Raw genomic sequence first — 22,781 nt, 5'->3', positions numbered from 1 at the left:
CTAGACAAGCGGGACGCTCATCATTAAAATGCGCCCAATTTGCCAAAAATTGGCCTTGAGGGCGGTTTTTGCATTGATTTAGGGCGTGAAATCTGAATTAATATGCAAATATTGTGATTGATTATTCCTCGGAGGGTGTTTTGATTAAGTCAGCGCTATTGGTTCTGGAAGACGGAACCCAATTCCACGGTCGGGCCATCGGGGCAGAAGGTACGGCAGTGGGGGAAGTGGTCTTCAATACCTCGATGACCGGTTATCAAGAAATCCTCACTGATCCTTCCTACTCCCGCCAGATCGTTACTCTTACTTATCCTCATATCGGCAATGTCGGCACCAATGATTCCGACGCAGAATCCTCCGCAGTTCATGCTCAAGGCCTGGTCATCCGCGACCTGCCACTGATTGCCAGCAACTACCGCAACGAAATGGGCCTGGCCGATTACCTCAAGCGTCACAATATTGTGGCAATTGCCGATATCGATACCCGTAAGCTGACCCGCCTGCTGCGTGAGAAAGGCGCCCAGAACGGCTGCATCATCGCGGGCGACCTCACCGATGCCGAACTGGCGCTGCAAAAAGCCAAGGCTTTCCCTGGCCTGAAAGGTATGGATCTGGCGAAAGAGGTCACCACCAAAGAAGCTTACGCCTGGCAGCAGGGGAGCTGGACGCTGGAAGGCGATTTGCCGGAGGCTAAACCTGCGGGCGAACTGCCTTACCATGTGGTGGCCTACGATTACGGCGCCAAGCGTAACATCCTGCGTATGCTGGTGGATCGCGGCTGCCGCCTCACCGTGGTGCCAGCGCAAACCCCTGCGGAAGACGTGCTGAAAATGAATCCGGACGGCATCTTCCTGTCCAACGGCCCTGGGGACCCGGAGCCATGTGATTACGCCATCACCGCCATCAAACGCTTCCTGGAAACTGATATCCCGGTATTTGGTATCTGCCTGGGTCACCAACTGTTGGCGCTGGCCAGCGGTGCTAAAACCATCAAGATGAAGCTTGGCCACCACGGTGGTAACCACCCGGTGAAGGATCTGGATAACAACACCGTGATGATCACCGCGCAGAACCACGGCTTTGCTGTTGATGAAAATAATCTGCCGAGCACGTTGCGGGTTACGCATAAATCCCTGTTCGACCACACGGTGCAGGGCATCCATCGTACCGATAAAGCCGCGTTCAGCTTCCAGGGCCACCCAGAAGCCAGCCCAGGCCCGCACGATGCCGCGCCGCTGTTCGATCACTTTATCGAACTGATTGAGACTTACCGTACCAACGCCAAATAATCAGGAGCCAGAAAAGCCATGCCAAAACGTACAGATATAAAAAGCATCCTGATCCTCGGCGCTGGCCCGATCGTTATCGGCCAGGCGTGTGAATTTGACTACTCTGGTGCCCAGGCGTGTAAGGCGCTGCGTGAAGAAGGTTACCGCGTCGTGCTGGTCAACTCGAACCCGGCCACCATCATGACCGACCCGGAAATGGCCGACGCCACCTACATCGAGCCGATCCACTGGGAAGTGGTGCGTAAAATCATCGAGAAAGAGCGCCCAGATGCGGTGCTGCCAACCATGGGTGGGCAAACCGCGCTGAACTGTGCGTTGGAGCTGGAACGTCAGGGCGTACTGGCCGAGTTCGGCGTCACCATGATCGGCGCGACCGCCGATGCCATCGACAAAGCCGAAGACCGCCGCCGTTTCGATATCGCCATGAAGAAAATTGGCCTGGACACGGCGCGTTCCGGCATCGCCCATAATATGGAAGAAGCGTTGGCGGTGGCCGCCGATGTGGGCTTCCCCTGCATTATCCGTCCATCCTTCACCATGGGCGGCAGCGGTGGCGGTATCGCCTATAACCGCGAAGAGTTCGAAGAGATCTGCGAACGCGGTCTGGATCTGTCCCCGACCAAAGAGCTGCTGATTGACGAATCGCTGATCGGCTGGAAAGAGTACGAGATGGAGGTGGTGCGCGATAAGAATGACAACTGCATCATCGTCTGCTCGATCGAAAACATCGATGCGATGGGCATCCATACCGGTGACTCCATCACGGTGGCTCCAGCGCAAACGCTGACCGACAAAGAATACCAAATCATGCGTAACGCCTCGATGGCGGTACTGCGTGAGATCGGCGTGGAAACTGGCGGTTCCAACGTGCAGTTCTCGGTGAACCCGAAAACCGGTCGCCTGATCGTGATTGAAATGAACCCACGCGTATCCCGTTCATCCGCGCTGGCCTCGAAAGCCACCGGCTTCCCGATTGCCAAGATCGCCGCCAAGCTGGCGGTGGGTTACACCCTCGATGAGCTGATGAACGACATCACCGGCGGCCGTACGCCAGCCTCCTTTGAACCTTCCATCGACTACGTCGTCACCAAGATCCCGCGCTTCAACTTTGAGAAGTTTGCCGGTGCCAACGATCGTCTGACCACCCAGATGAAGTCGGTCGGCGAAGTGATGGCGATTGGCCGCACCCAGCAAGAGTCGTTGCAGAAAGCGCTGCGCGGCCTGGAAGTGGGCGCGACCGGGTTCGATCCGAAAGTAAGTCTGGACGATCCGGAAGCCTTGACCAAGATCCGCCGTGAACTGAAAGATGCTGGTTCAGATCGCATCTGGTACATCGCCGATGCTTTCCGTGCTGGTCTGTCCGTCGATGGCGTGTTCAACTTGACCAACATCGATCGCTGGTTCCTGGTGCAGATTGAAGAGTTGGTGCGTCTGGAGGAGCAGGTTGCCGAAGCGGGCATCAACGGTCTGAACGCCGATTTCCTGCGCACGCTCAAGCGTAAAGGCTTTGCCGATGCGCGCCTGGCCAAGCTGGCTGGCGTGGCAGAAAACGAAATCCGCAAGCTGCGCCACAGCTTCAACATGCACCCGGTCTACAAGCGCGTGGACACCTGTGCGGCAGAATTTGCGACCGACACCGCCTACATGTATTCCACCTATGAAGATGAGTGCGAATCCAACCCGACCAACGACCGGCCGAAAATAATGATCCTGGGCGGTGGCCCGAACCGTATCGGCCAGGGCATTGAGTTTGACTATTGCTGCGTACACGCCTCACTGGCGCTGCGTGAAGACGGCTACGAGACCATCATGGTCAACTGCAACCCGGAAACTGTCTCTACCGACTACGACACCTCGGATCGTTTGTACTTCGAACCGGTGACGCTGGAAGACGTGCTGGAAATCGTGCGTATCGAGAAGCCAAAAGGCGTTATCGTGCAGTACGGTGGGCAAACCCCGCTGAAACTGGCGCGTGAGCTGGAAGCAGCAGGTGTGCCGATTATCGGCACCAGCCCGGATGCGATTGACCGTGCCGAAGACCGTGAACGCTTCCAGCAGGCGGTTAACCGTCTGGGCCTGAAGCAGCCGGCCAACGCCACCGTGGCAACCATTGAGCAAGCGGTTGAGAAAGCGGCCGGTATCGGTTATCCGCTGGTGGTGCGCCCATCCTACGTACTGGGTGGCCGCGCGATGGAGATCGTTTATGACGACATCGACCTGCGCCGTTACTTCCAGAACGCGGTCAGCGTATCCAACGATGCACCAGTGCTGCTGGACCGCTTCCTGGATGATGCGGTAGAAGTGGATGTGGATGCCATCTGCGACGGTGAGCGCGTGCTGATCGGTGGCATCATGGAGCATATCGAACAGGCTGGCGTCCACTCCGGTGACTCTGCTTGTTCACTGCCAGCCTACACGCTGAGCAAAGAGATCCAGGATGTGATGCGTCAGCAGGTAGAAAAACTGGCGTTTGAACTGCAGGTTCGTGGTCTGATGAACGTGCAGTTTGCGGTGAAGAACAACGAAGTCTACCTGATCGAAGTGAACCCACGTGCCGCGCGTACCGTGCCGTTCGTTTCCAAGGCTACCGGCGTAGCGCTGGCGAAAGTGGCGGCGCGCGTGATGGCCGGTAAATCACTGGCCGAACAGGGCGTGACCGAAGAGGTTATCCCGCCGTACTACTCGGTTAAAGAAGTGGTGCTGCCGTTCAACAAGTTCCCAGGTGTTGACCCGATCCTCGGGCCAGAAATGCGCTCGACCGGTGAAGTGATGGGCGTTGGCCGCACCTTCGCCGAAGCCTTCTCCAAGGCGATGTTGGGCAGCAATTCTGGAATGAAGAAAGGCCGTGCGCTGCTGTCGGTACGCAGTGGGGACAAGGCTCGCGTAGTGGATTTGGCTGCCAGCCTGCTCAAGCAGGGCTTTGAACTGGATGCTACCCACGGCACCGCAGTGGTGTTGGGCGAAGCGGGGATTAACCCACGCCTGGTCAACAAGGTGCATGAAGGGCGTCCGCACATTCAGGATCGCATCAAGAACGGCGAGTACACCTACATCGTTAATACCACGGCGGGGCGTCAGGCGATTGAAGACTCCAAGCTGATCCGCCGCAGTGCGCTGCAGTATAAAGTGCACTACGACACCACGATGAACGGCGGCTTTGCCACCTCGATGGCGATGAAGGCAGATCCAACCGAGCAGGTCACGTCGGTACAGGAACTGCACGCACGTATCACCAAGTAAGTTAATAACTTGGTTACCACTGAGGCGCTGCTTTTGCAGCGCCTTTTTTTGTTGTCGCAGCAACCCAAAGGTGGTGGTTTGCGGCTTGTGCTGATTTTGTGGTGGTGTGTCATATTTTTGGGATGATAAATTTGATATCCCATTATCTTTATCTACTTTTAATGATGATTACTGTTATTTTCTGTTGTAAAACGGACCTGTTCAATAAGGTGTCATCATGCTAAACAAACACGAGAATATCCTGCAGATCACCCATCTTAGCCGGGAAGGGATGGCTCAACTGGCTCCTTCATTCAACACGCTTCCCCACACCCAGCATGCGGATGGCAAGTACCGCCTGCGGCGTTTTTCCGTCATGCGTTTTCAGGATGGCAAGGTGGTAGAGACGGGCAAACATGAGTTTGTTCAATCTGAGGATATCAACCATTTTCAGGGCAATATCGTCCGCCAATTCGAACCGCTTCTGGCCACGACCTGGCAAAATGAGGGGATGTGCGAAATGTGCGGAGTCTTTGTTGAGAGCAATGCTCTACCGAACAACCAGGAAATAGAGATCCACCAAATCCGCATTACCACCACTTATGATGAAACTCAGGTGGCGCCGGAAGGCATCCATCGCGATGGTTTTGACCATATCGCGATAGTGGGTATCGACAGGCATAACATTGTAGGGGGGGATATCCTGCTTTATAACAGCAATCGCGAAGAGCCATTTTTCCGTAAGGTGTTGGAAAATGGCGAAGTTGCCATGATTGCTGATAGTAAGTTGTGGCATAACGCCTGCCCAATCCGTGCCGTCGAGACAGATAAAGAAGGGCATATGGATGTTTTTGTTCTGACTGCGAGGGTGGCATGAAATTTACGCCTGAACAAAGCCGGGCGCAATTCAGCGCTCTGGATCAGCGGTATCAAGGAAAAAGCGTGGTGTTCTTTGATGGCCCCGGTGGCTCACAGGTCCCGCGCACGGTATTAGACAAGATGGTCAATTATTTGGGTCACCATAATGCCAACCTGGGGGGACACTATTTTTCCAGCAAAGCTACTGAGCAAGTGATGTTACAAGCCAGAGAGTCCGTTCGGGCGTTGTTGAATGCCGACTCGGCTGACAATATTGTCTTTGGCGCCAACATGACCTCACTGACTTTTCAGCTGAGCCGCGCTATCAGCCGGGATTGGCAAGCCGGGGACGAGGTGATCGTCACCGCTCTGGATCACTATGCGAACGTTTCGAGCTGGCAACAGGCCGCTGCCGATAAACAGGTCGTTGTCCATCAGGCTCCGGTTAATGAGCAGGATTGTACGTTAGACGTCGATAAACTTTGTGCGCTCTTGAATGCCAAAACCCGGTTGGTGGCTGTCACCTATGCATCGAATACCACAGGCTCGATCGTGGATATAAAGCGTATCGTCGAGGCGGCGCACCAGGTTGGCGCTTTGGTTTATGTCGATGCTGTGCACTATGCTCCACACCGCCTGATTGATGTTCAGGCGTTGGGTTGCGACATACTCCTGTGTTCCGCGTATAAATTTTTTGGCCCACACGTTGGGATTGCCTATCTGGCTGCACCGTGGTTGCAAACGTTACGTCCTTACAAGGTCGAACCGGCCACCGATCTTGGCCCAGGGCGTTTTGAGACGGGAACTCAGAGTTTTGAAGGGCTCGCGGGGGTGACTGCTGCGATCGAATATCTGGCTCAGTGGGGAGAACCCGGTGCGCCATTGCGCCAGCGCTTGCAAGACAGCTTTAGCCAACTCAGCCAACATGAAGAAGCGCTCAGCGCTTATTTCCTGGAAAAACTACGGCAAGTGAAGGGCGCGCGCTTGTACGGTATCGATCGGCCTGATGCCAACTGCCGGACCCCGACTTTCGCCGTGACGTTTGCGCACGGCCAGCCGGAATCGGTTGCCAGGGCGCTGGGAGAGCACAATATTTGTGTCGGCAACGGGCATTTTTATGCGCTGGGGCTGATCCGCCAACTGGGTCTGGAGCAACGTGGCGGTGTCGTGCGGATCGGATTGATGCACTACAACACCCGCCAGGAAATTGACCGCTTGTTTGAGATTATCAACACGTTGAGTCAATCATTACCATAAGCCGGTGATGCCATATCGCCCCCATATCCTGATGATCAGGGGATGGGGGCATCGTGGGCCAGCAAGATTTTATGTCAGTCATGGCGGCACGATGACAGGTATATACTCGTTGTATGAAACGCAACAACGAGAAGCGCATGATCCTGATTATTTACGCCCATCCCTATCCCCGGCATTCCCATGCCAACCAACGGTTGCTACAGGCGGTAAAAGACATTCCCGGCGTGGAGGTCCGTGCGCTGTACGAACTGTATCCGGATTTTAATATCGATATCAACGCCGAGCAGTGGGCGCTGGAACGGGCCGATATGGTGGTTTTACAGCATCCGATGCAATGGTACAGCCTGCCGCCGCTGCTGAAACTGTGGATCGACAAAGTGCTGGAGCATGGCTGGGCCTATGGCCATGAGGGCAACGCACTGGTAGGGAAAGACTGCCTGTGGGCGGTCACCAGCGGCGGAGATGAGCAGCATTTCGCTTTGGGCGATTACCCCAACTTTACCGCGCTGGGCCAGCCGCTACAGGCCACGGCGATTTACTGCGGTATGAAGTGGCAGCCCTATTTTGCCGTGCACAACACCTTCACCTGTAACGAACCGGCCTTGATCGCCGCCGGGGAAGCCTATCGCCAGCGGCTGGTGCAGTATCTGATGGAACACAACGAGCCAGCAGCAGAGCAGGAGTCCGTGAATGGATAACCACTCGATGATGATTGAAGGGCTGATCTATCTGGGATCGGCCGGACTGTTGGTGCCGATTGCCGTACGCCTGGGGCTGGGATCGGTACTCGGTTACCTGATTGCGGGCTGCGTCATTGGCCCTTGGGGGTTGAAACTGGTTTCCGATCCCGAGTCGATACTGACCTTTGCCGAAATCGGCGTGGTATTGATGCTGTTTATCATCGGGCTGGAGCTGGATCCCCGGCGGTTGTGGACGCTGCGGGCAGCGGTATTTGGTGGTGGGAGCATCCAGATGGTGGGATGCGGTCTGGTGCTGAGCGCCTTCTGCTATTTCCTCGGCCTGAATTGGCAGGTCGCCTTGCTGATTGGCTTGACGTTGGCACTCTCCTCAACGGCAATCGCCATGCAGGCGATGAGTGAGCGTAACCTGACGCCTGCGCCGATTGGCCGCAGCTCGTTTGCGGTGCTGTTGTTCCAGGATATTGCCGCTATTCCCTTGGTGGCGATGATCCCACTGCTAGCCAGCAGCGGCGCGGCTACCACGCTGGGTGCCTTTGTATTTTCTGCCGCCAAGGTGGTGGGAGCGCTGGCGGTTGTAGTGTTACTGGGGCGCTATGTGACCCGGCCCTTGCTGCACTTTGTGGCGCGTTCCGGCATGCGTGAAGTCTTCAGCGCCGTGGCGCTGTTCCTGGTGTTTGGTTTTGGCATTCTGCTGGAAATGGCCGGGTTGTCGATGGCCATGGGAGCCTTTCTGGCTGGCGTGTTGCTGGCCAGTTCCGAATACCGTCATGCGCTGGAAAGCGATATTCAGCCATTTAAAGGTCTGCTGCTTGGGTTGTTCTTTATCGGCGTGGGGATGTCGATCGACTTTGGTACCCTGTTCCATCACCCGTTGCTGATTGCCTCGCTGTTGCTGGGCTTTATGCTGCTGAAGGCGGCGCTGCTGTGGTTGGTTGCGCCAATGCTTGGGGTACCCAAGCGCCAGCGCGGGTTGTTCGCCATTTTGCTGGGGCAGGGCAGTGAGTTTGCCTTTGTGATCTTTGGTGCGGCGCAGATGGCCGGTGTGTTACCGCTCGAATGGGCTAAATCGCTGACGTTGGCCGTTGCTCTTTCGATGGCTGCCACGCCGCTATTGCTGGTGGTTGCCGCTCGCCTGGCCAAGAATGCCCCGCAGGACGAGCGCCCGGCAGACGTGATTGACGAAGAGAACGCCAGTGTGATCATCGCCGGTTTTGGCCGTTTCGGCCAGATCGCGGGCCGTATGCTGCTGGCTAACGGCGTGCATACCGTAGTGCTGGATCACGATCCGGACCATATCGAAACGCTGCGCAAATTTGGCACCAAGGTGTTCTATGGTGATGCGACGCGGGCCGATCTGTTGGAAGCCGCGGGAGCGGAACATGCCAAAATCCTGATTAACGCCATCGACGACGTGGAGGCCAACCTGCAACTGACGGCGCTGGTCAAACGCCATTTCCCGCACCTGAAAGTGGTGGCGCGTGCCCGCGATGTGGATCACTGGTATCAACTGCGGCAGTTGGGTGTGGAAAAGCCTGCGCGGGAAACCTTTGAAAGCTCGTTACTGATCGGCAGAGAAACTCTCGAACTGTTGGGGCTGGACGCCTACGAAGCCCGTGAAAAAGCGGATACTTTCCGGCGTTATAACGTGAAGATGCTGGAGGACACTTTGGAGAACTACGAAGATACCGAGTTCCGCATCGCCAGCCTGCAGCGGGCCAAAGAGATGCTTTCGTCAGCTATCGAGCAGGATCAGACGCGGCTGTCGCGGGTGCCACAAACCGGTTGGCGTGGCAGTATTGATGGCAAAGCGCCGGAGGAAGAGGTCGTGGAAGCGAAAGGGTAATTGGCTGGCGAGGGTTTGCCCCTCGCCGGTTTTTCAGCTCAGCGCGACCTTGATGCCCAAGGCGATTAACATCCCGCCCAGCAGCTTATCGACCACCTTCTGGGTTTTCTCCAGCCCACGGCGCACCGGCCCGCTTTGGATCAAAAACACCAGCACCGGCCACCAAATGGCGGAAAGGCCGAAAATAATCCCGGCATACCACAGCTTTTCACCCAGGCCGGAGTTGATTTGCAATACCTGGGTAAACACCGCCAGGAAAAACAGCGTGGCTTTCGGGTTGAGCAGATTGCACAGGTAACCTTGCACAAAGGCGCTTTTCAGGCTGACCTGCTGTTGAGGCAGGCTGCCGATGTTCATCTTGCTGCCCCCACGTGACAACAGGGCTTGAATGCCGACCCAAATCAGGTACACCGCACCGGCGTATTTCAGCACGTTGAACAACCATGGTGTGGTGGTGATCACCACCGCCAGCCCCGCGACACAGTAAGACATATGCGTCGCCACGCCGCAGATTACGCCGAACGCGGTCATCATTGCTGCCAGACGCGGATAGCGCGCCGCGTTTTTAATCACCAGAAAAAAGTCTGGCCCGGGGGAAAGCATGCCAAGCGTGGCAATACCGGCGACAAATAATGAGGTTTCAAGCATGAGCGACTCTCTGAAAAAGACCTAATTCCGCTGATAATAACGCCGCTCCTCCTGACGTGCATCAACCTATTACATTAATCTCTGGTTATATGATGGGTCTTCATTAAGAGGATGTGATTGAGTGACATGAAAAAGGAATTGACCGCAGAGATACCCGGTGTAAACCAGCAGCAGCGTGAAATCACCCGTCTGTGTATTCAGTGTGCGTTGTTGCTGCTACAGCACGGGGCGGAAAGCACGGTGGTGGAACAACTCTCGACTCGCTTGGGCCTGGCGCTTGGCATGGATAGTGTAGAAAGCTCCATTTCGGCCAACGCCGTGGTGCTGACCACCATCAGCAATGATGCCTGCCTGACCACCACGCGTAAGAACGTCGATCGCGGGATCAATATGCAAATGGTGACCGAGGTGCAGCACATTGTGATCCTGGCGGAACACCATTTGGCCGACGCTCATGACGTAGCACGGCGCTTCGAAAAGATCCGTCCGCTGCGCTATCCGCGTTGGCTGGTGGTACTGATGGTGGGGTTGTCCTGTGGCTGCTTCAGTATGCTCAACGGCGGCGGGCCAGATGCTTTTGCGGTCACCTTGATGGCCAGTGGCCTGGCGATGTTTGTGCGCCAGATGTTGACCGCTCGCCATATGAATCCGTTGATCAACTTCTGTCTGACGGCCTTTGTCGCCACGTCGGTTTCCGGCCTGCTGTTACGCGTGCCGTTTTTCCACCAAACCTCCAGCGTGGCGATGGCGGCCAGCGTGCTGTTGCTGGTGCCCGGCTTCCCGCTGATCAACGCGGTAGCCGATATGTTTAAAGGCCATGTGAATACCGGCCTGGCCCGCTGGGCGATGGCCAGTTTACTGACGTTGGCAACCTGCATCGGCGTGGTGATGGCGATGTCGCTGTGGGATTTGCGGGGGTGGTCATGAGCCTGCTTTGGGCGCTGTTACAGGACATGCTGCTGGCGGCAATACCCGCGCTTGGCTTTGCCATGGTGTTCAACGTGCCGGTGCGAGCACTGCGTTATTGTGCCTTGCTTGGGGCATTGGGGCACGGCTCGCGGATGCTGATGATGCATTTTGGCATGAATATCGAGTGGGGCTCGTTCCTGGCCGCCATCCTGATTGGTATCATCGGCATTTACTGGTCACGCTGGCTGCTGGCACATCCCAAGGTGTTTACCGTTGCGGCGGTGATCCCGATGTTCCCCGGTATTTCTGCCTATACTGCGATGATCAGCGTGGTGGAGATTTCACACCTGGGCTACAGCGAAGCCCTGATGTCGGTGATGATCTCCAACTTCCTCAAAGCCTGTTTTATCGTGGGAGCTTTATCGATTGGCCTGTCGGTACCGGGCATGTGGCTGTATCGTAAACGTCCCGGCGTTTAAGGCTTTTGGCTAAGGAACTGGGATTATTAGAGTTTATCTTCAGAGCCGTCCGATATATGACTATCGCTCGATTCGTCTATCGACGGTGGCCGGGGCTTTACGTATAGTGTGAACAATTTTGCTGCCTATACAGGGTTAAACAATGATTATCAGCCTGATTGCTGCTTTGGCGGCGGATCGCGTTATTGGTATGGAAAATGCCATGCCGTGGCACCTGCCGGAGGATTTGGCGTGGTTTAAACGGAACACGTTAAATAAACCGGTGATTATGGGCCGTAAGACCTTTGAGTCGATTGGCCGCCCATTGCCGGGCCGCCATAATATCGTGTTAAGTAGCCAGCCGGGTAAAGAACCTGGCGTGACCTGGGTGACTTCGCTGGAAGAGGCCTTGGCAGCGGCTGGCGAGGTAGAAGAAGTGATGGTGATGGGTGGCGGCAGCATTTACAGCCAGTTCCTGCCACGGGCTTCCCGATTGTATCTGACGCATATCGATGCCGAAGTGGGCGGGGATACCTACTTCCCGGATTACGAGCCAGACGAATGGGAAACCTCATTCAGCGCCTTTCACGATGCAGATGCACTGAACTCGCACGGCTACTGTTTTGAGATTTTGGAACGCCGCTAAGGCGGGTTAGCTATCAAATGGGCACCCTTGGGTGCCCATTGTCGTTTTAAGAAGCTGCCAGCGTATCCGCGCTGTCTATCGCATCACGGCGGTTGCTTGGCTGGGTAAAGTAGCGCTTGTCTTCCCAACGTAGCAGGGTCAAATCCCCACCCCAACAGCAGCCGGTATCCAGAGCGATGATCCCTTCCGGCGTGCCTCTGCCCTCCAGTGAAGCCCAGTGACCGAAGATGATGCTGTACTCGGGGTCGACCAGACGCGGCAGATCAAACCAGGGTTTCAGCGGAGCGGGAGCGCTGCCCGGCGCGTCTTTGCAGATCATGTCCAACTGGCCGTTAGGGAAGCAATAGCGCATGCGGGTCAACGCATTGGTACTAAAGCGCAGGCGTGCCAGCCCGCTCAGTTCCGGGGTCCAGTTGTTGGGCATATCGCCGTACATCGCATCCAGGAACAAGGGATAGCTGTCGCTGCTGAGCACCGCTTCCACTTCACGCGCACACATCTGTGCGGTCTCGATATCCCACTGTGGGGTAATACCGGCGTGGCCCATGATCAGTTTGTGTTCATCATCCACCTGCAGCACCGGTTGGCGACGCAGCCAGTTGATCAACTCGTCAGCATCAGGCGCTTCGAGCAAGGGAGTAATGCGGTCTTTGGGTTTGTTACGGCTGATACCGGCGTACACCGCCAGCAGGTGCAGGTCGTGGTTACCCAGAACCATACGCAATGCCGGGCCGAGAGAGCGGACGTAGCGCAGCACTTCGAGCGAGCCGGGACCTCGGGCGACCAGATCGCCGGTCAGCCACAGTTGGTCTTGCAGGGGATCGAAATCAACCTGAGCTAATAGCGACTGCAGTTCATCGAAACAGCCATGAACGTCGCCGATAAGATATGTCGACATATTAGTGGATCAGCGTAGGGATGGCTAAACGGAACACCGGAATAGCGGTACGGAATGGCTGACCCTGTTGATCAACCATTTCATAGTGGCCTTCCATGGTGCCCAGCGGCGTTTCAAGTATCGCACCGCTGGTATATTGGAACTCGCTGCCGGGCTGGATAATCGGCTGTTCGCCGATCACTCCCTCGCCCTGAACCTCGGTTTGGCGACCGTTGCTGTTGGTGATCAGCCAGTAACGGCCCAGCAGTTGCACGTCAAAGCGCCCCAGATTACGGATGGTAACGGTATACGCGAAGACGTAACGTTCCTCTTCAGGTATCGATTGTGATTCCACATACACACTCTGTACCTGCACACATACACGGGGCGAATCAATCATGACAACTGCTCCTTTATTGCTACTGCGCCTGCTGTTGTGAAAGCCAGTTTGCCAGCTTACAGTACTGCGCTACAGAAATATTCTCTGCTCTGAGCGTCGGATCGACGCCGAGTTCCGTCAACTGTTCCGGGGTGAAAAGATCGCCCAGGCTGTTGCGGATGGTTTTTCTACGTTGGTTAAACGCCTGGGTGGTTACGCGGCTGAGCATACGCACATCGCCGACAATATTTGGCATCACCAGATGGGGTACCAAACGAACCACGGCAGAATCGACTTTAGGCGGCGGCGCGAACGCAGTCGGCGGCACTTCCAACACGGGGATCACGTTGCAGTAATACTGTGCCATCACGGTCAAGCGCCCGTATGCCTTGCTGTTCGGGCCAGCAACCAGACGGTTGACCACCTCTTTTTGCAGCATAAAGTGCATGTCGCGAATAGCGGAAGTATAGCTGAAAAGGTGGAACATCAGCGGCGTCGAGATGTTATACGGCAGGTTGCCGAATACGCGCAACGATTGGCCTTCCACGGCTGCCAGTTCGGCGAAGTTCACCGTCATGGCATCTTGCTGATGAATGGTCAGCTTGTCTTTCAGCTGTGGGTGATTGGCCAGGCGAGCCGCCAGATCGCGGTCAAGTTCAATCACCGTCATGCGATCCATACGTGCGCCAACCGGCTCGGTCAAGGCTCCCAGGCCCGGGCCGATTTCGACCACCGCTTCGCCCGGCTGCGGGTGAATGGCCGAGACAATGCTATCGATGACAAACTGATCGGTTAAAAAGTTCTGTCCAAAACGTTTGCGGGCAAAGTGCCCTTGGTGGACTCTATTATTCATTGCTGTTAATTATCATTTTAATGGCGAGAGCCAAGGCCGTTTTGAAGCTGCCTGCATCGGCAGTGCCGCTGCCAGCCAGTTCCAACGCGGTACCATGGTCGACCGAGGTACGGATAAAAGGCAAACCGAGGGTGATATTCACCGCCCGACCAAACCCCTGGTATTTTAGTACAGGCAAGCCCTGATCGTGATACATCGCCAGCACCGCATCTGCATGTTGCAGATATTTGGGTTGGAACAACGTATCCGCCGGGAGCGGGCCAATCAGCTGGATGCCGCGGCTACGCAGCACGTCCAAAGCTGGAATAATCACATCCAGCTCTTCACGTCCCATATGGCCACCTTCCCCCGCGTGCGGGTTTAGCCCACAGACGTAAATCAGAGGCTGCGGGATGCCAAATTGATTTTTCAGATCCCGATCGAGAATGGTGATCACCTCGAACAGGCTCTGTTGGGTGATGGCGCCCGGGACTGCCAGTAACGGCAGATGGGTCGTTGCCAGAGCGACGCGAAGCTCCTCGGTAGCCAGCATCATCACCACGCGTTCACAATGGCTGCGATCGGCAAAAAACTCGGTGTGGCCGGTAAAGGCGACGCCAGCGTCGTTGATGATGCTTTTGTTGACCGGGCCGGTGACCAGTGCAGCGAACTCACCGTTCAGACAACCGTCACAGGCACGTGCCAGAGTCTCTACCACATAGGCACTGTTAGCGACGTTAAGTTCGCCAGCAACCACGGCGGCCAGGGCTCCAACGGGCAATACCGTTAATGTCCCGGCACGCTGTGGCTGTGCAGGCTGGCCTGGCTGGTAGTCGCGCAGCGTGAGCGGTAACGCCAACTGGCGGGCGCGCTCAAGCAACAAGGCCGGATCGGCGCACACCACCAGCTCAACAGGCCAATCCTGTTGTGCCAGTACGGTGACCAAATCCGGCCCAACCCCGGCAGGCTCGCCGGGGGTGATGACGATACGATTATTGTGCTGCATTGCTTCCATCGAGGATTTTCACGTAAGCAGCGGCGCGTTGTTCCTGCATCCAGGTTTGCGCTTCTTCGGCAAACTTGCGGTTAAACAGCATGCGGTAGGCACGATCTTTCTGCGCCGCATCGGTTTTATCCACCTGACGGGTATCCAGCAACTGGATCAGGTGCCAGCCAAAGGAAGAGTGTACCGGCTCGCTGACCTGGCCTTTTTGCAGCTTCAGCAGCGCATCGCGGAAGGCCGGATCGTACATGTCTGGCGAAGCCCAACCCAGATCGCCGCCCTGCAGGGCAGAGCCTGGATCTTGTGACAGCTGTTTGGCCTCGTCTTCAAACTTCGCTTTGCCGCTCTTGAGGGCCGCGGACACTTCTTGCAGCTTGGCGCGTGCCTGATCGTCGGTCATCACCACTGAAGGTTTCAACAGGATATGACGGGCATGCACTTCGGTCACGGAAATCGACTGGGTACCGCCACGGATATCGTTGACCTTCAGGATATGGAAGCCGACGCCGGAGCGGATCGGGCCAACCACGTCGCCTTTTTTGGCGCTGGACAGACGTTCTGCGAACAGCGTTGGCATTTCCTGCAGTTTACCCCAACCCATCTGGCCGCCTTTCAGCGCCTGAGAGTCGGCGGAATAGGTGATCGCCAGTTTGCCGAAATCGGCACCGCCAGTCGCTTCACCCACCAGGCGTTTCGCCAGTGCTTCGGCTTCATCAACCTGCTTCTGCGATGGGTTTTCTGGCAGCGGGATCAGGATGTGGCTGATGTTGATGTCGGTTTCACCGCCATTCTGCGCGCCGACCTGTTTGGCTAACGCATCAACTTCCTGTGGCAGGATAGTGACACGGCGACGCACTTCGTTGTTACGCACTTCCGAGGTTAGCATTTCCTTGCGGATCTGCGTACGGTAAGTGTTGTAGTTCAGACCTTCATACGCCAGGCGGCTACGCAGCTGATCCAGGCTCATTTTGTTCTGGGCGGCGATATTGCCGATCGCCTTGTCCAGATCGGCATCGCTAACGGTGATCCCCATTTTTTGCGCCATCTGCAGCAGGATGTTATCCATAATCAGACGTTCAACGATCTGGTGACGCAACGTATTATCGTCTGGCAATTGCTGGCCAGCCTGCTGCGCGTTGAGTTTCACCGATTGCATCAGGCCGTTCACGTCGCTCTCAAGAACTACGCCGTTATCGACGACGGCGGCGACTTTATCCATTTGTTGCGGTGCTGCGAACGCGGTATTGGCACAAACCACCAATCCGAGAAGAAGCGTTCTCCAGTTCTTCATACATTTCCCGTTATCTGTATCCGCAAATGCGGGTGAAAGTTGTTGTTTTTCAATTTATTAAGCAATATCAGAATGCGCGTTGGTAAGGCAGAATACCCGAGCGCAGCATTTCATTGGTGCCAAGGCTGTGATCGCTGCTCAAGCCACGCAGTTCGACGTTGAATGACACTTTGTTATCGTACTTGCTGACCTGATTGCCGTTGTCCCAATCGGTGATTTTGCGCTCATAACCCACATTAACCGCCCAGCAGCAGGTGTTATAACGCAGGCCGACCAACTGGTTAGCGGTTTGTTTCGCACGGGTGTCGTAGTAATACGCCCCGACCACTGCCCAACGATCGGCAATCGGCCAACTGGCTACCAGACCGACCTGTGAAATACCGTCCTGATAGCCAGGGTTGCTGATATCCGGCAGGGTTGCCGAAATATATTCCGGGCTGGCATAACGGTAGTTCAACTGCACCATGCGATTCTGATCCTGACGATATTCCACTACCGCGTCACCTAACGCGAAGCTGTCAAGACGGGTGTCATATTGCACACCACCACGCAGACCCCAGCGATCGTCAATCTTCCAATAGGTGTCACCAGCCCAGACGACGCTGCCGGTATCATCGCTATTATCAAAGTTGCTACTTTGATCCCCGGTCCGCGAGCGGCTGAGGTAGTAGATTTGACCTACGGACACGTTAAAACGTTCAACCAGCGCGTCATCATAAATACGCGAAGTGACACCGGCTGCCACACGGTTCTGCGAGGCGATGCGATCCAGGCCGCTGTAGGAGCGGTCGCGGAACAGGCCCGAGTAGTCGGTTTGCAGCAGTGTTGAGTCATAAGTATAGATATTGCTTTGATCGCGATAAGGCACGTACAAGTATTGCATACGTGGCTCAATGGTTTGGGTATAGCCTTCTGACCAATCCATTGGGCGATCGAACACCACTTTGCCGTCGGTCTTGAACTGCGGTAGTACACGGTTGACCGAATCTTCCAGATCGGGAATCGGGCTTCCCTGGTTACGGCTGGCATAGTCAGCGGCAAAACCGTTCGGGATAGTCTGCTGGAAATGCGTTGCCATCAGTTTGGCTTCGGTATTCAGGCTGCCCCAACTGTTGGCCAACGGCAGATTGATCGCCGGTTCAATGTGCCAACGGGTGGCTTCCGGGTTATTTGGGTTGACGCTGGTAAAGTTGGCAACCTGGCCGTAGGTGTGGAAATCAAACGGACCGATATCCGATTTATAGTAGTTGAGATCCAACTGCGGCTGCGCACGGTAGGCGTTTTGGTTGCCCGCGCCGCTGAAGATCTGGAACTGCTTGGAGGCCAGTGTGGCATCCCAGTTTTCATCGGCATAACCCACGCTGAATTTCTGCGTGGCGTAGCCATCGGTAGTGGAACCGTATTTGGAATCCAGATCGGTGAAGTAATAAGGGTCGCTGACCTTGGTGTAGTCGACGTTGAAGCGCCACACCTGGTTCATTACGCCGTTATGACCCCAGTAGAACAGCCAACGCTTACTGTCATCGGTATCCCCGTGGTCATCTTCGTACCGGCTATCGCTTGGCAACCAGTCGAAGGCCATGGTGCCCAGACCCGGTTGCAACAGGTAACGGAATTCGTTCTGCCACTGCAGGCCACGATTCGTCATGTAGTGCGGGGTGATGGTGGCATCAAAGTTTGGCGCAATGTTCCAGTAATACGGCAGCATGAACTCGAAGCCGTTATTACTGCCATATTTGGCATTGGGGATCAGGAAGCCGGAGCGGCGCTTATTGCCCACCGGCAGTTGCAAATAGGGGCTGTAGAACACCGGCACCTTGCCAATCTTGAAGCGGGCGTTCCACACCTCGGCCACTTCTTCGTCACGATCGTGGATCACTTCGGAGCCCACTACGCTCCAACTGTCATCGCCTGGCAGGCAAGAGGTGAAGGTGCCGTTTTCCAGGATGGTGTAGCGGTTTTGACCGCGCATCTTCATCTTGTCAGCGTCACCACGCCCTTGGCGGCCCACCATCTGATAGTCGCCCTGATAGACGTCGGTATCTTTGGTATTCAGGTTTGACCAGGCTTTAGGGCCTTTCAGTTTGATCTGATTATCCGCGTAGTTCACGTCACCGGTAGCGGTAACGGTACGGATAGGATCAGGCTGACCATCTTTTTGCGTTTGGTTCAGCTCAACCTGTTTCGCCGTCAGGGTGCTGTTGCCCTGTTCGATGTTGACGTTGCCGGTGAACAGCGCGCTGTTCGGATAGTTGGCTTGTGAATCATCGGAGATGATGGTGACCGGCAGGCTGTTGGGGTCGCCGGTGATGACCGGTTTGTCATAAACAGGCACGCCGAGCATACATTGCTCGGCCAGGTCTGCCAGCGCGTGCTGACTATAAATTGCCGTCCAAATCAACGTGGCCAGCAGGGTTGGGAAACTTTTTTTCATACGCGGTTTAGGTGTTCCGTCATCAGAGGCGTCATGTCCGGCAAACGGTCAGAGACTATATCACTCATCAGCGTTGCGCTAGTGTTAAATCCTGCCGTTCAATTGCGTCGTCGTTAGGCGCAGAGATAAATGACAGGTATGATAATCGAATTCTTGGAAAAAATCGCCTTAACCCTTGCGCGTACCGATAGGGATACACGGCTTATTACGGTTTGATAGTTGGGGAGTATATGCAGTATTGGGGAAAACTGCTCGGAGTGATTGTCGCCATTTGGGCTGGCGGCGGATTCTGGGGTGTCGTGCTGGGGCTGATCGTTGGCCATATGATCGATACCGCACGTAATAACAAGCGCAGCCGGGGCTTCTTTACCGATCAGCAAACGCGGCAGACGTTATTTTTCCGCACCACCTTTCAGGTTATGGGGCATCTGACCAAATCGAAAGGGCGGGTGACCGAAGCCGATATCCAGATAGCCAGCCTGTTTATGGACCGCCTGCAACTGCATGGCGAGGCCCGTACCGCGGCGCAGCAGGCGTTCCGCGAAGGCAAGCACAGCCAGTTCCCGCTGCGTGAAACCTTGCAGCAGCTACGCAGCATCTGTTTTGGTCGTTTTGACCTGATTCGGATGTTTCTGGAAATTCAGATCCAGGCCGCGTTTGCCGATGGCTCGCTGCACCCCAATGAACGCCAGGTGCTGTATGTGATCGCCGAAGAGCTGGGAATTTCCCGCGCTCAGTTCGATCAGTTCCTTAGCATGATCGAAGGCGGGCGTCAGTTTGGCGGCGGCAGTTGGCAGGGGCAGCAAGGAGGTTACTCTCAGGGGGGCTACCAGCAGGCGCAACGTGGCCCAACGTTGGAAGATGCCTGCAAGGTGCTGGGAGTTAACAGCAGCGACGATGCCACCACCATCAAGCGTGCCTACCGTAAGCTGATGGGCGAACATCATCCGGACAAGCTGGTTGCCAAGGGGTTACCGCCGGAAATGATGGAGATGGCGAAACAGAAAGCGCAGGAGATCCAGGCGGCTTACGACCTGATCAAACGCGAGAAGGGTTTCAAATAAACGCAGGGGCGCAGCATGCGGCGCCCCTAGAAACTCAGAAATCCGGTTCTACGCGAAAATGCATCGGGGTCTGGAACGCGGGATGGGTGATGCGCAACTCTTGGGCGTGCAGTTGCAGGCGCGGTGCCATCGCCTTGGCCTCTGGTGGGGCGTAGAAGCCATCGCCGAGAATCGGGTGACCCAATGCCAGCATATGCACACGCAATTGGTGTGAGCGCCCGGTGATGGGCAACAGCTTGACCCGCGTGCTGCCATCCGCGTCCCGGGAAAGCACCACATATTCGGTCTGTGCGGCCTTGCCGGTTTCGAAACAGACCTTCTGCAATGGCCGGTTCGGCCAGTCGCAAATCAGCGGTAAATCCACCAACCCTTCATCCTGTGCCATATGCCCCCATACGCGGGCGATGTAGCATTTTTTCGGCTCGCGCTCGCGGAACTGGCGTTTTAGCTCACGCTCGGCGGCCTTGTTTAATGCCACAACGATCACCCCACTGGTAGCCATATCCAGGCGATGCACTGACTCCGCAGCCGGGAAGTCTGCCTGGATACGCGTCATCAGGCTGTCCTTGTTCTCCGGGGCACGGCCAGGCACGGAAAGCAACCCGCTGGGTTTGTTGACCACGATGATGTGTTCATCCTGATACAGCACGTGCATCGGATCTTGCGGGGGATTGTAAGGTTCCATGTTAGCTCCGCTGAGAAGGGCAAACCGGGGAGCCTAGGCTCCCCGTTGGGTGGATCACTGGTGTGTCACCACTACCAGGCGAATAGCATCCAGCCGCCATCCTGCTTCGTTGAGGTTAATCAGCACCTGCTTACGGTTGAACTCCAGTGCTTCGACTTCGTCATCACGGATATTCGGGTTAACCGCTTTCAGGGCTTCCAGACGCGCCAGCTCGGTACTCAGCTTGTCATCGGCTTCCTGCTTGGCCAGTTCGATCAGCGCGCGTGCCTGCTCTTCTACCAGGCTTTCTGCCTGTTGCAGCATCACGTGCACTTCTTGCTGCACCGCATTGACCAGCTTGCTGGAGGTGTGGCGATTGACCGCATTCAGTTGGCGGTTAAAGCTTTCGAACTCGACCTGTGCCGCCAGGTTGGTGCCCTTGCGATCCATCAACATGCGGATCGGCGTTGGCGGCAGGAAGCGGGTCAGTTGCAGGTGTTTTGGTGCCTGGGCCTCAACCACATACACCAGTTCAACCAGCAGGGTACCGACCGGCAGAGCTTTGTTTTTCAACAGGGAAACCGCGCAGCTCCCGGTATCACCGGAGAGGATCAAATCCAGCCCGTTGCGGATAATCGGGTGTTCCCAACTGACAAACTGGGCATCTTCACGCGACAGCGCCTGCTCGCGATCGAACGTCACGGTGCAGCCATCCTGCGGTAGCCCCGGGAAGTCCGGTACCAGCATATGGTCGGACGGAGTCAGGACGATCAGGTTGTCGCTGCGATCTTCCTGATTGATGCCGACAATATCGAACAGGTTGAGTGCAAAGCTCACCAGGTTAACGTCGTTGTCCTGCGCCGCAATGGCTTCTGCCAGCGCCTGCGCTTTATCTCCGCCGTTGGAGTGCATTTCCAGCAGACGGTCACGGCCCTGTTCCAGTTGCGCTTTCAGTTGGATGTGCTGCTGGTGACAGGCATGGATAAACTCGTCCAGACCTTCCTGCTCGGTAGGAGCAGCCAGATAGCCAATCAGCTGCTCGTAGCTGCTGTCGTAAATGGGTCTGCCGGTTGGGCAGGTATGCTCGAAGGCATCCAGCCCTTCATGGAACCAGCGGCCCAGCACGGCCTGAGCGGTGTTTTCCAGGTAAGGCACCATGATCTGGATATCGTGCATCTGGCCGATACGATCCAGACGGCCAATACGCTGTTCCAGCAGATCCGGGTTGAACGGCAGATCGAACATCACCATTTGGCTGGCAAACTGGAAGTTACGCCCTTCCGAACCGATTTCAGAGCACAGTAACACCTGCGCACCATCTTCTTGTGAAGCGAAGTAGGCGGCGGCGCGATCGCGTTCGATAATGCTCAGTCCTTCGTGGAACACGGCGGCCCGGATCGCTTCGCGTTCACGCAACACCTGCTCCAGTTGCAGAGCGGTGGCGGCCTGGGCGCAAATCACCAGCACTTTCTCATGACGGTTGGCGACCAGATAATCCAGCAGCCACTCAACGCGCGGATCGAAGTTCCACCAGGTTGCATTCTCCCCTTCGAACTCCTGATAAATCTGCTCAGGGTAGAGCATGTCGCGGGCGCGGGCTTCGACGGTTTTCTTGGCGCTCATGATGCCGGACACTTTGATCGCCGTCTGATATTGCGTTGGTAACGGCAGTTTGATCTGGTGCAGGTGACGGTGTGGGAAACCTTTGACGCCGTTACGGGTATTACGGAACAGCACGCGGCTGGTGCCGTGGCGATCCATCAGCATGGTGACCAGTTCCTGGCGCGCCTGCTCGCTGTTGTCGGTATCGCTGTTGGCCGCTTTCAGCAGGGGTTCAATGTCCTGCTCGTCGATCAGTTCACCCAGCAGGTTCAGCTTGTCATCCGCCAGGCGCTCGCCGCTCAGCAGCAGCGTCACCGCATCGGCTACCGGACGGTATTTCTGCTGGTCGGTGACAAACTCCTGGTAGTCATGGAAACGGCTGGGATCCAACAGGCGCAAGCGGGCAAAGTGGCTTTGCTGGCCAAGCTGCTCCGGGGTTGCCGTCAGCAGCAGTACGCCTGGGATGTGCTCGGCCAACTGTTCAATCACCTGGTATTCACGGCTCGGCGCTTCTTCGCTCCAGGCCAGGTGGTGAGCTTCGTCTACGACCAGCAGATCCCAGTGAGCATCGGCCAACTGCTCAAGGCGCTGCTTGTTGCGACGCACGAAATCCAGCGAGCAGATCACCAACTGTTCGGTTTCGAACGGGTTGCTGCTGTCGAGCATGGCTTCAGAGTAGCGGCTATCGTCAAACAGCGAGAAATAGAGGTTGAAGCGACGCATCATTTCAACCAGCCACTGGTGTTGCAGGGTTTCCGGCACCACGATCAGCACGCGTTCGGCACGGCCAGCCAGCAGTTGCTGATG

At 56.1% G+C, this 22,781-nt stretch carries 19 protein-coding genes; 10 read left to right on the top strand and 9 right to left on the bottom strand.

Features of this window, described 5'->3' with window-relative positions:
- Nucleotides 1-140: 140 nt before the first annotated feature.
- The 6 genes from carA (at nt 141) to kefC (ending at nt 9,167) form a co-directional block, all read left to right on the top strand.
- On the top strand, nt 141-1,289 hold the full coding sequence (carA, locus tag ACLQ7H_RS28785; RefSeq protein WP_411755623.1) for a glutamine-hydrolyzing carbamoyl-phosphate synthase small subunit: 1,149 nt from the start codon (nt 141-143) through the stop codon (nt 1,287-1,289).
- Nucleotides 1,290-1,307: 18 nt separating this feature from the next.
- Nucleotides 1,308-4,529 carry a carbamoyl-phosphate synthase large subunit gene (carB, locus tag ACLQ7H_RS28780; protein WP_411755622.1) on the top strand — a complete coding sequence of 1,074 codons (3,222 nt, stop codon included), beginning with the start codon at nt 1,308-1,310 and terminating at the stop codon, nt 4,527-4,529.
- Nucleotides 4,530-4,746: 217 nt separating this feature from the next.
- Nucleotides 4,747-5,385 carry a 2OG-Fe dioxygenase family protein gene (locus tag ACLQ7H_RS28775; protein WP_411755621.1) on the top strand — a complete coding sequence of 213 codons (639 nt, stop codon included), beginning with the start codon at nt 4,747-4,749 and terminating at the stop codon, nt 5,383-5,385.
- Entirely contained in the window at nt 5,382-6,623 is a 1,242-nt protein-coding gene (locus tag ACLQ7H_RS28770) for a cysteine desulfurase-like protein (RefSeq protein ID WP_411755620.1), read from the top strand. Before ACLQ7H_RS28775 ends, ACLQ7H_RS28770 begins: the two co-directional genes overlap by 4 nt.
- A gap of 137 nt (nt 6,624-6,760) precedes the next feature.
- Nucleotides 6,761-7,321 (top strand): glutathione-regulated potassium-efflux system oxidoreductase KefF, encoded by a 561-nt coding sequence (gene kefF, locus ACLQ7H_RS28765; RefSeq protein ID WP_411755624.1) that lies wholly within the window; start codon nt 6,761-6,763, stop codon nt 7,319-7,321.
- Nucleotides 7,314-9,167 carry a glutathione-regulated potassium-efflux system protein KefC gene (gene kefC, locus ACLQ7H_RS28760; protein WP_411755619.1) on the top strand — a complete coding sequence of 618 codons (1,854 nt, stop codon included), beginning with the start codon at nt 7,314-7,316 and terminating at the stop codon, nt 9,165-9,167. Before kefF ends, kefC begins: the two co-directional genes overlap by 8 nt.
- Nucleotides 9,168-9,200: 33 nt before the next feature.
- On the opposite strand, the gene ACLQ7H_RS28755 is transcribed toward kefC, so the two are convergent.
- Entirely contained in the window at nt 9,201-9,815 is a 615-nt protein-coding gene (locus ACLQ7H_RS28755; RefSeq protein WP_411755618.1) for a LysE family translocator, read from the bottom strand.
- Between the two features lie 126 nt (nt 9,816-9,941).
- On the opposite strand from ACLQ7H_RS28755, the gene ACLQ7H_RS28750 reads away from it, so the two are divergent.
- The 3 genes from ACLQ7H_RS28750 to folA all read left to right on the top strand — a co-directional run bounded on the left by ACLQ7H_RS28750 (nt 9,942) and on the right by folA (nt 11,828).
- Nucleotides 9,942-10,742, top strand: a complete 801-nt coding sequence (locus tag ACLQ7H_RS28750) for a threonine/serine exporter ThrE family protein (RefSeq protein ID WP_411755617.1) — start codon at nt 9,942-9,944, stop codon at nt 10,740-10,742.
- On the top strand, nt 10,739-11,203 hold the full coding sequence (locus tag ACLQ7H_RS28745) for a threonine/serine exporter (protein ID WP_411755616.1): 465 nt from the start codon (nt 10,739-10,741) through the stop codon (nt 11,201-11,203). The genes ACLQ7H_RS28750 and ACLQ7H_RS28745 overlap by 4 nt, the downstream gene beginning before the upstream one ends.
- Before the next feature lie 142 nt (nt 11,204-11,345).
- Entirely contained in the window at nt 11,346-11,828 is a 483-nt protein-coding gene (folA, locus tag ACLQ7H_RS28740; protein ID WP_411755615.1) for a type 3 dihydrofolate reductase, read from the top strand.
- A gap of 46 nt (nt 11,829-11,874) precedes the next feature.
- Here the strand turns inward: folA and apaH are convergent, their stop codons facing one another.
- The 6 genes from apaH to lptD form a co-directional block, all read right to left on the bottom strand.
- Nucleotides 11,875-12,726 (bottom strand): bis(5'-nucleosyl)-tetraphosphatase (symmetrical) ApaH, encoded by an 852-nt coding sequence (apaH, locus tag ACLQ7H_RS28735; protein ID WP_411755614.1) that lies wholly within the window; start codon nt 12,724-12,726, stop codon nt 11,875-11,877.
- Between the two features lies 1 nt (nt 12,727).
- Entirely contained in the window at nt 12,728-13,105 is a 378-nt protein-coding gene (gene apaG / locus ACLQ7H_RS28730) for a Co2+/Mg2+ efflux protein ApaG (RefSeq protein ID WP_024483557.1), read from the bottom strand.
- Between the two features lie 19 nt (nt 13,106-13,124).
- A complete protein-coding gene (gene rsmA / locus ACLQ7H_RS28725) occupies nt 13,125-13,937 on the bottom strand; it encodes a 16S rRNA (adenine(1518)-N(6)/adenine(1519)-N(6))-dimethyltransferase RsmA (protein ID WP_411755613.1) in 813 nt (270 codons plus the stop codon).
- Entirely contained in the window at nt 13,930-14,922 is a 993-nt protein-coding gene (gene pdxA / locus ACLQ7H_RS28720) for a 4-hydroxythreonine-4-phosphate dehydrogenase PdxA (RefSeq protein WP_411755612.1), read from the bottom strand. Before pdxA ends, rsmA begins: the two co-directional genes overlap by 8 nt.
- Nucleotides 14,909-16,210 carry a peptidylprolyl isomerase SurA gene (gene surA, locus ACLQ7H_RS28715; RefSeq protein ID WP_411755611.1) on the bottom strand — a complete coding sequence of 434 codons (1,302 nt, stop codon included), beginning with the start codon at nt 16,208-16,210 and terminating at the stop codon, nt 14,909-14,911. The genes pdxA and surA overlap by 14 nt, the downstream gene beginning before the upstream one ends.
- A 67-nt stretch (nt 16,211-16,277) precedes the next feature.
- Entirely contained in the window at nt 16,278-18,644 is a 2,367-nt protein-coding gene (lptD, locus tag ACLQ7H_RS28710; protein WP_411755610.1) for an LPS assembly protein LptD, read from the bottom strand.
- Between the two features lie 230 nt (nt 18,645-18,874).
- Between lptD and djlA the strand changes: the two genes are divergently transcribed.
- Complete coding sequence (djlA, locus tag ACLQ7H_RS28705) at nt 18,875-19,708, top strand: co-chaperone DjlA (RefSeq protein WP_021179279.1); 834 nt, start codon at nt 18,875-18,877, stop codon at nt 19,706-19,708.
- Between the two features lie 34 nt (nt 19,709-19,742).
- Here djlA and rluA read toward each other — a convergent pair whose 3' ends face one another.
- Both rluA and rapA read right to left on the bottom strand, forming a co-directional pair.
- On the bottom strand, nt 19,743-20,393 hold the full coding sequence (gene rluA, locus ACLQ7H_RS28700; protein ID WP_024483552.1) for a bifunctional tRNA pseudouridine(32) synthase/23S rRNA pseudouridine(746) synthase RluA: 651 nt from the start codon (nt 20,391-20,393) through the stop codon (nt 19,743-19,745).
- 54 nt (nt 20,394-20,447) lie between these two features.
- A partial coding sequence (gene rapA / locus ACLQ7H_RS28695) for an RNA polymerase-associated protein RapA (RefSeq protein WP_411755609.1) occupies nt 20,448-22,781 on the bottom strand: 2,334 nt, incomplete at its 5' end.

Source organism: Serratia sp. (in: enterobacteria) (assembly GCF_046715635.1).
Lineage (GTDB): Bacteria > Pseudomonadota > Gammaproteobacteria > Enterobacterales > Enterobacteriaceae > Chania.
This window is presented reverse-complemented; position numbering and strand designations above follow the sequence as displayed.

Coding starts and splice junctions, on each gene's coding strand:
- carB (WP_411755622.1), top strand. CDS start 1,308: ATGCCAAAACGTACAGATATAAAAAGCATCCTGATCCTCGGCGCTGGC.
- ACLQ7H_RS28775 (WP_411755621.1), top strand. CDS start 4,747: ATGCTAAACAAACACGAGAATATCCTGCAGATCACCCATCTTAGCCGG.
- ACLQ7H_RS28770 (WP_411755620.1), top strand. CDS start 5,382: ATGAAATTTACGCCTGAACAAAGCCGGGCGCAATTCAGCGCTCTGGAT.
- kefF (WP_411755624.1), top strand. CDS start 6,761: ATGATCCTGATTATTTACGCCCATCCCTATCCCCGGCATTCCCATGCC.
- kefC (WP_411755619.1), top strand. CDS start 7,314: ATGGATAACCACTCGATGATGATTGAAGGGCTGATCTATCTGGGATCG.
- ACLQ7H_RS28755 (WP_411755618.1), bottom strand. CDS start 9,815: ATGCTTGAAACCTCATTATTTGTCGCCGGTATTGCCACGCTTGGCATG.
- ACLQ7H_RS28750 (WP_411755617.1), top strand. CDS start 9,942: ATGAAAAAGGAATTGACCGCAGAGATACCCGGTGTAAACCAGCAGCAG.
- ACLQ7H_RS28745 (WP_411755616.1), top strand. CDS start 10,739: ATGAGCCTGCTTTGGGCGCTGTTACAGGACATGCTGCTGGCGGCAATA.
- folA (WP_411755615.1), top strand. CDS start 11,346: ATGATTATCAGCCTGATTGCTGCTTTGGCGGCGGATCGCGTTATTGGT.
- apaH (WP_411755614.1), bottom strand. CDS start 12,726: ATGTCGACATATCTTATCGGCGACGTTCATGGCTGTTTCGATGAACTG.
- apaG (WP_024483557.1), bottom strand. CDS start 13,105: ATGATTGATTCGCCCCGTGTATGTGTGCAGGTACAGAGTGTGTATGTG.
- rsmA (WP_411755613.1), bottom strand. CDS start 13,937: ATGAATAATAGAGTCCACCAAGGGCACTTTGCCCGCAAACGTTTTGGA.
- pdxA (WP_411755612.1), bottom strand. CDS start 14,922: ATGCAGCACAATAATCGTATCGTCATCACCCCCGGCGAGCCTGCCGGG.
- surA (WP_411755611.1), bottom strand. CDS start 16,210: ATGAAGAACTGGAGAACGCTTCTTCTCGGATTGGTGGTTTGTGCCAAT.
- lptD (WP_411755610.1), bottom strand. CDS start 18,644: ATGAAAAAAAGTTTCCCAACCCTGCTGGCCACGTTGATTTGGACGGCA.
- djlA (WP_021179279.1), top strand. CDS start 18,875: ATGCAGTATTGGGGAAAACTGCTCGGAGTGATTGTCGCCATTTGGGCT.
- rluA (WP_024483552.1), bottom strand. CDS start 20,393: ATGGAACCTTACAATCCCCCGCAAGATCCGATGCACGTGCTGTATCAG.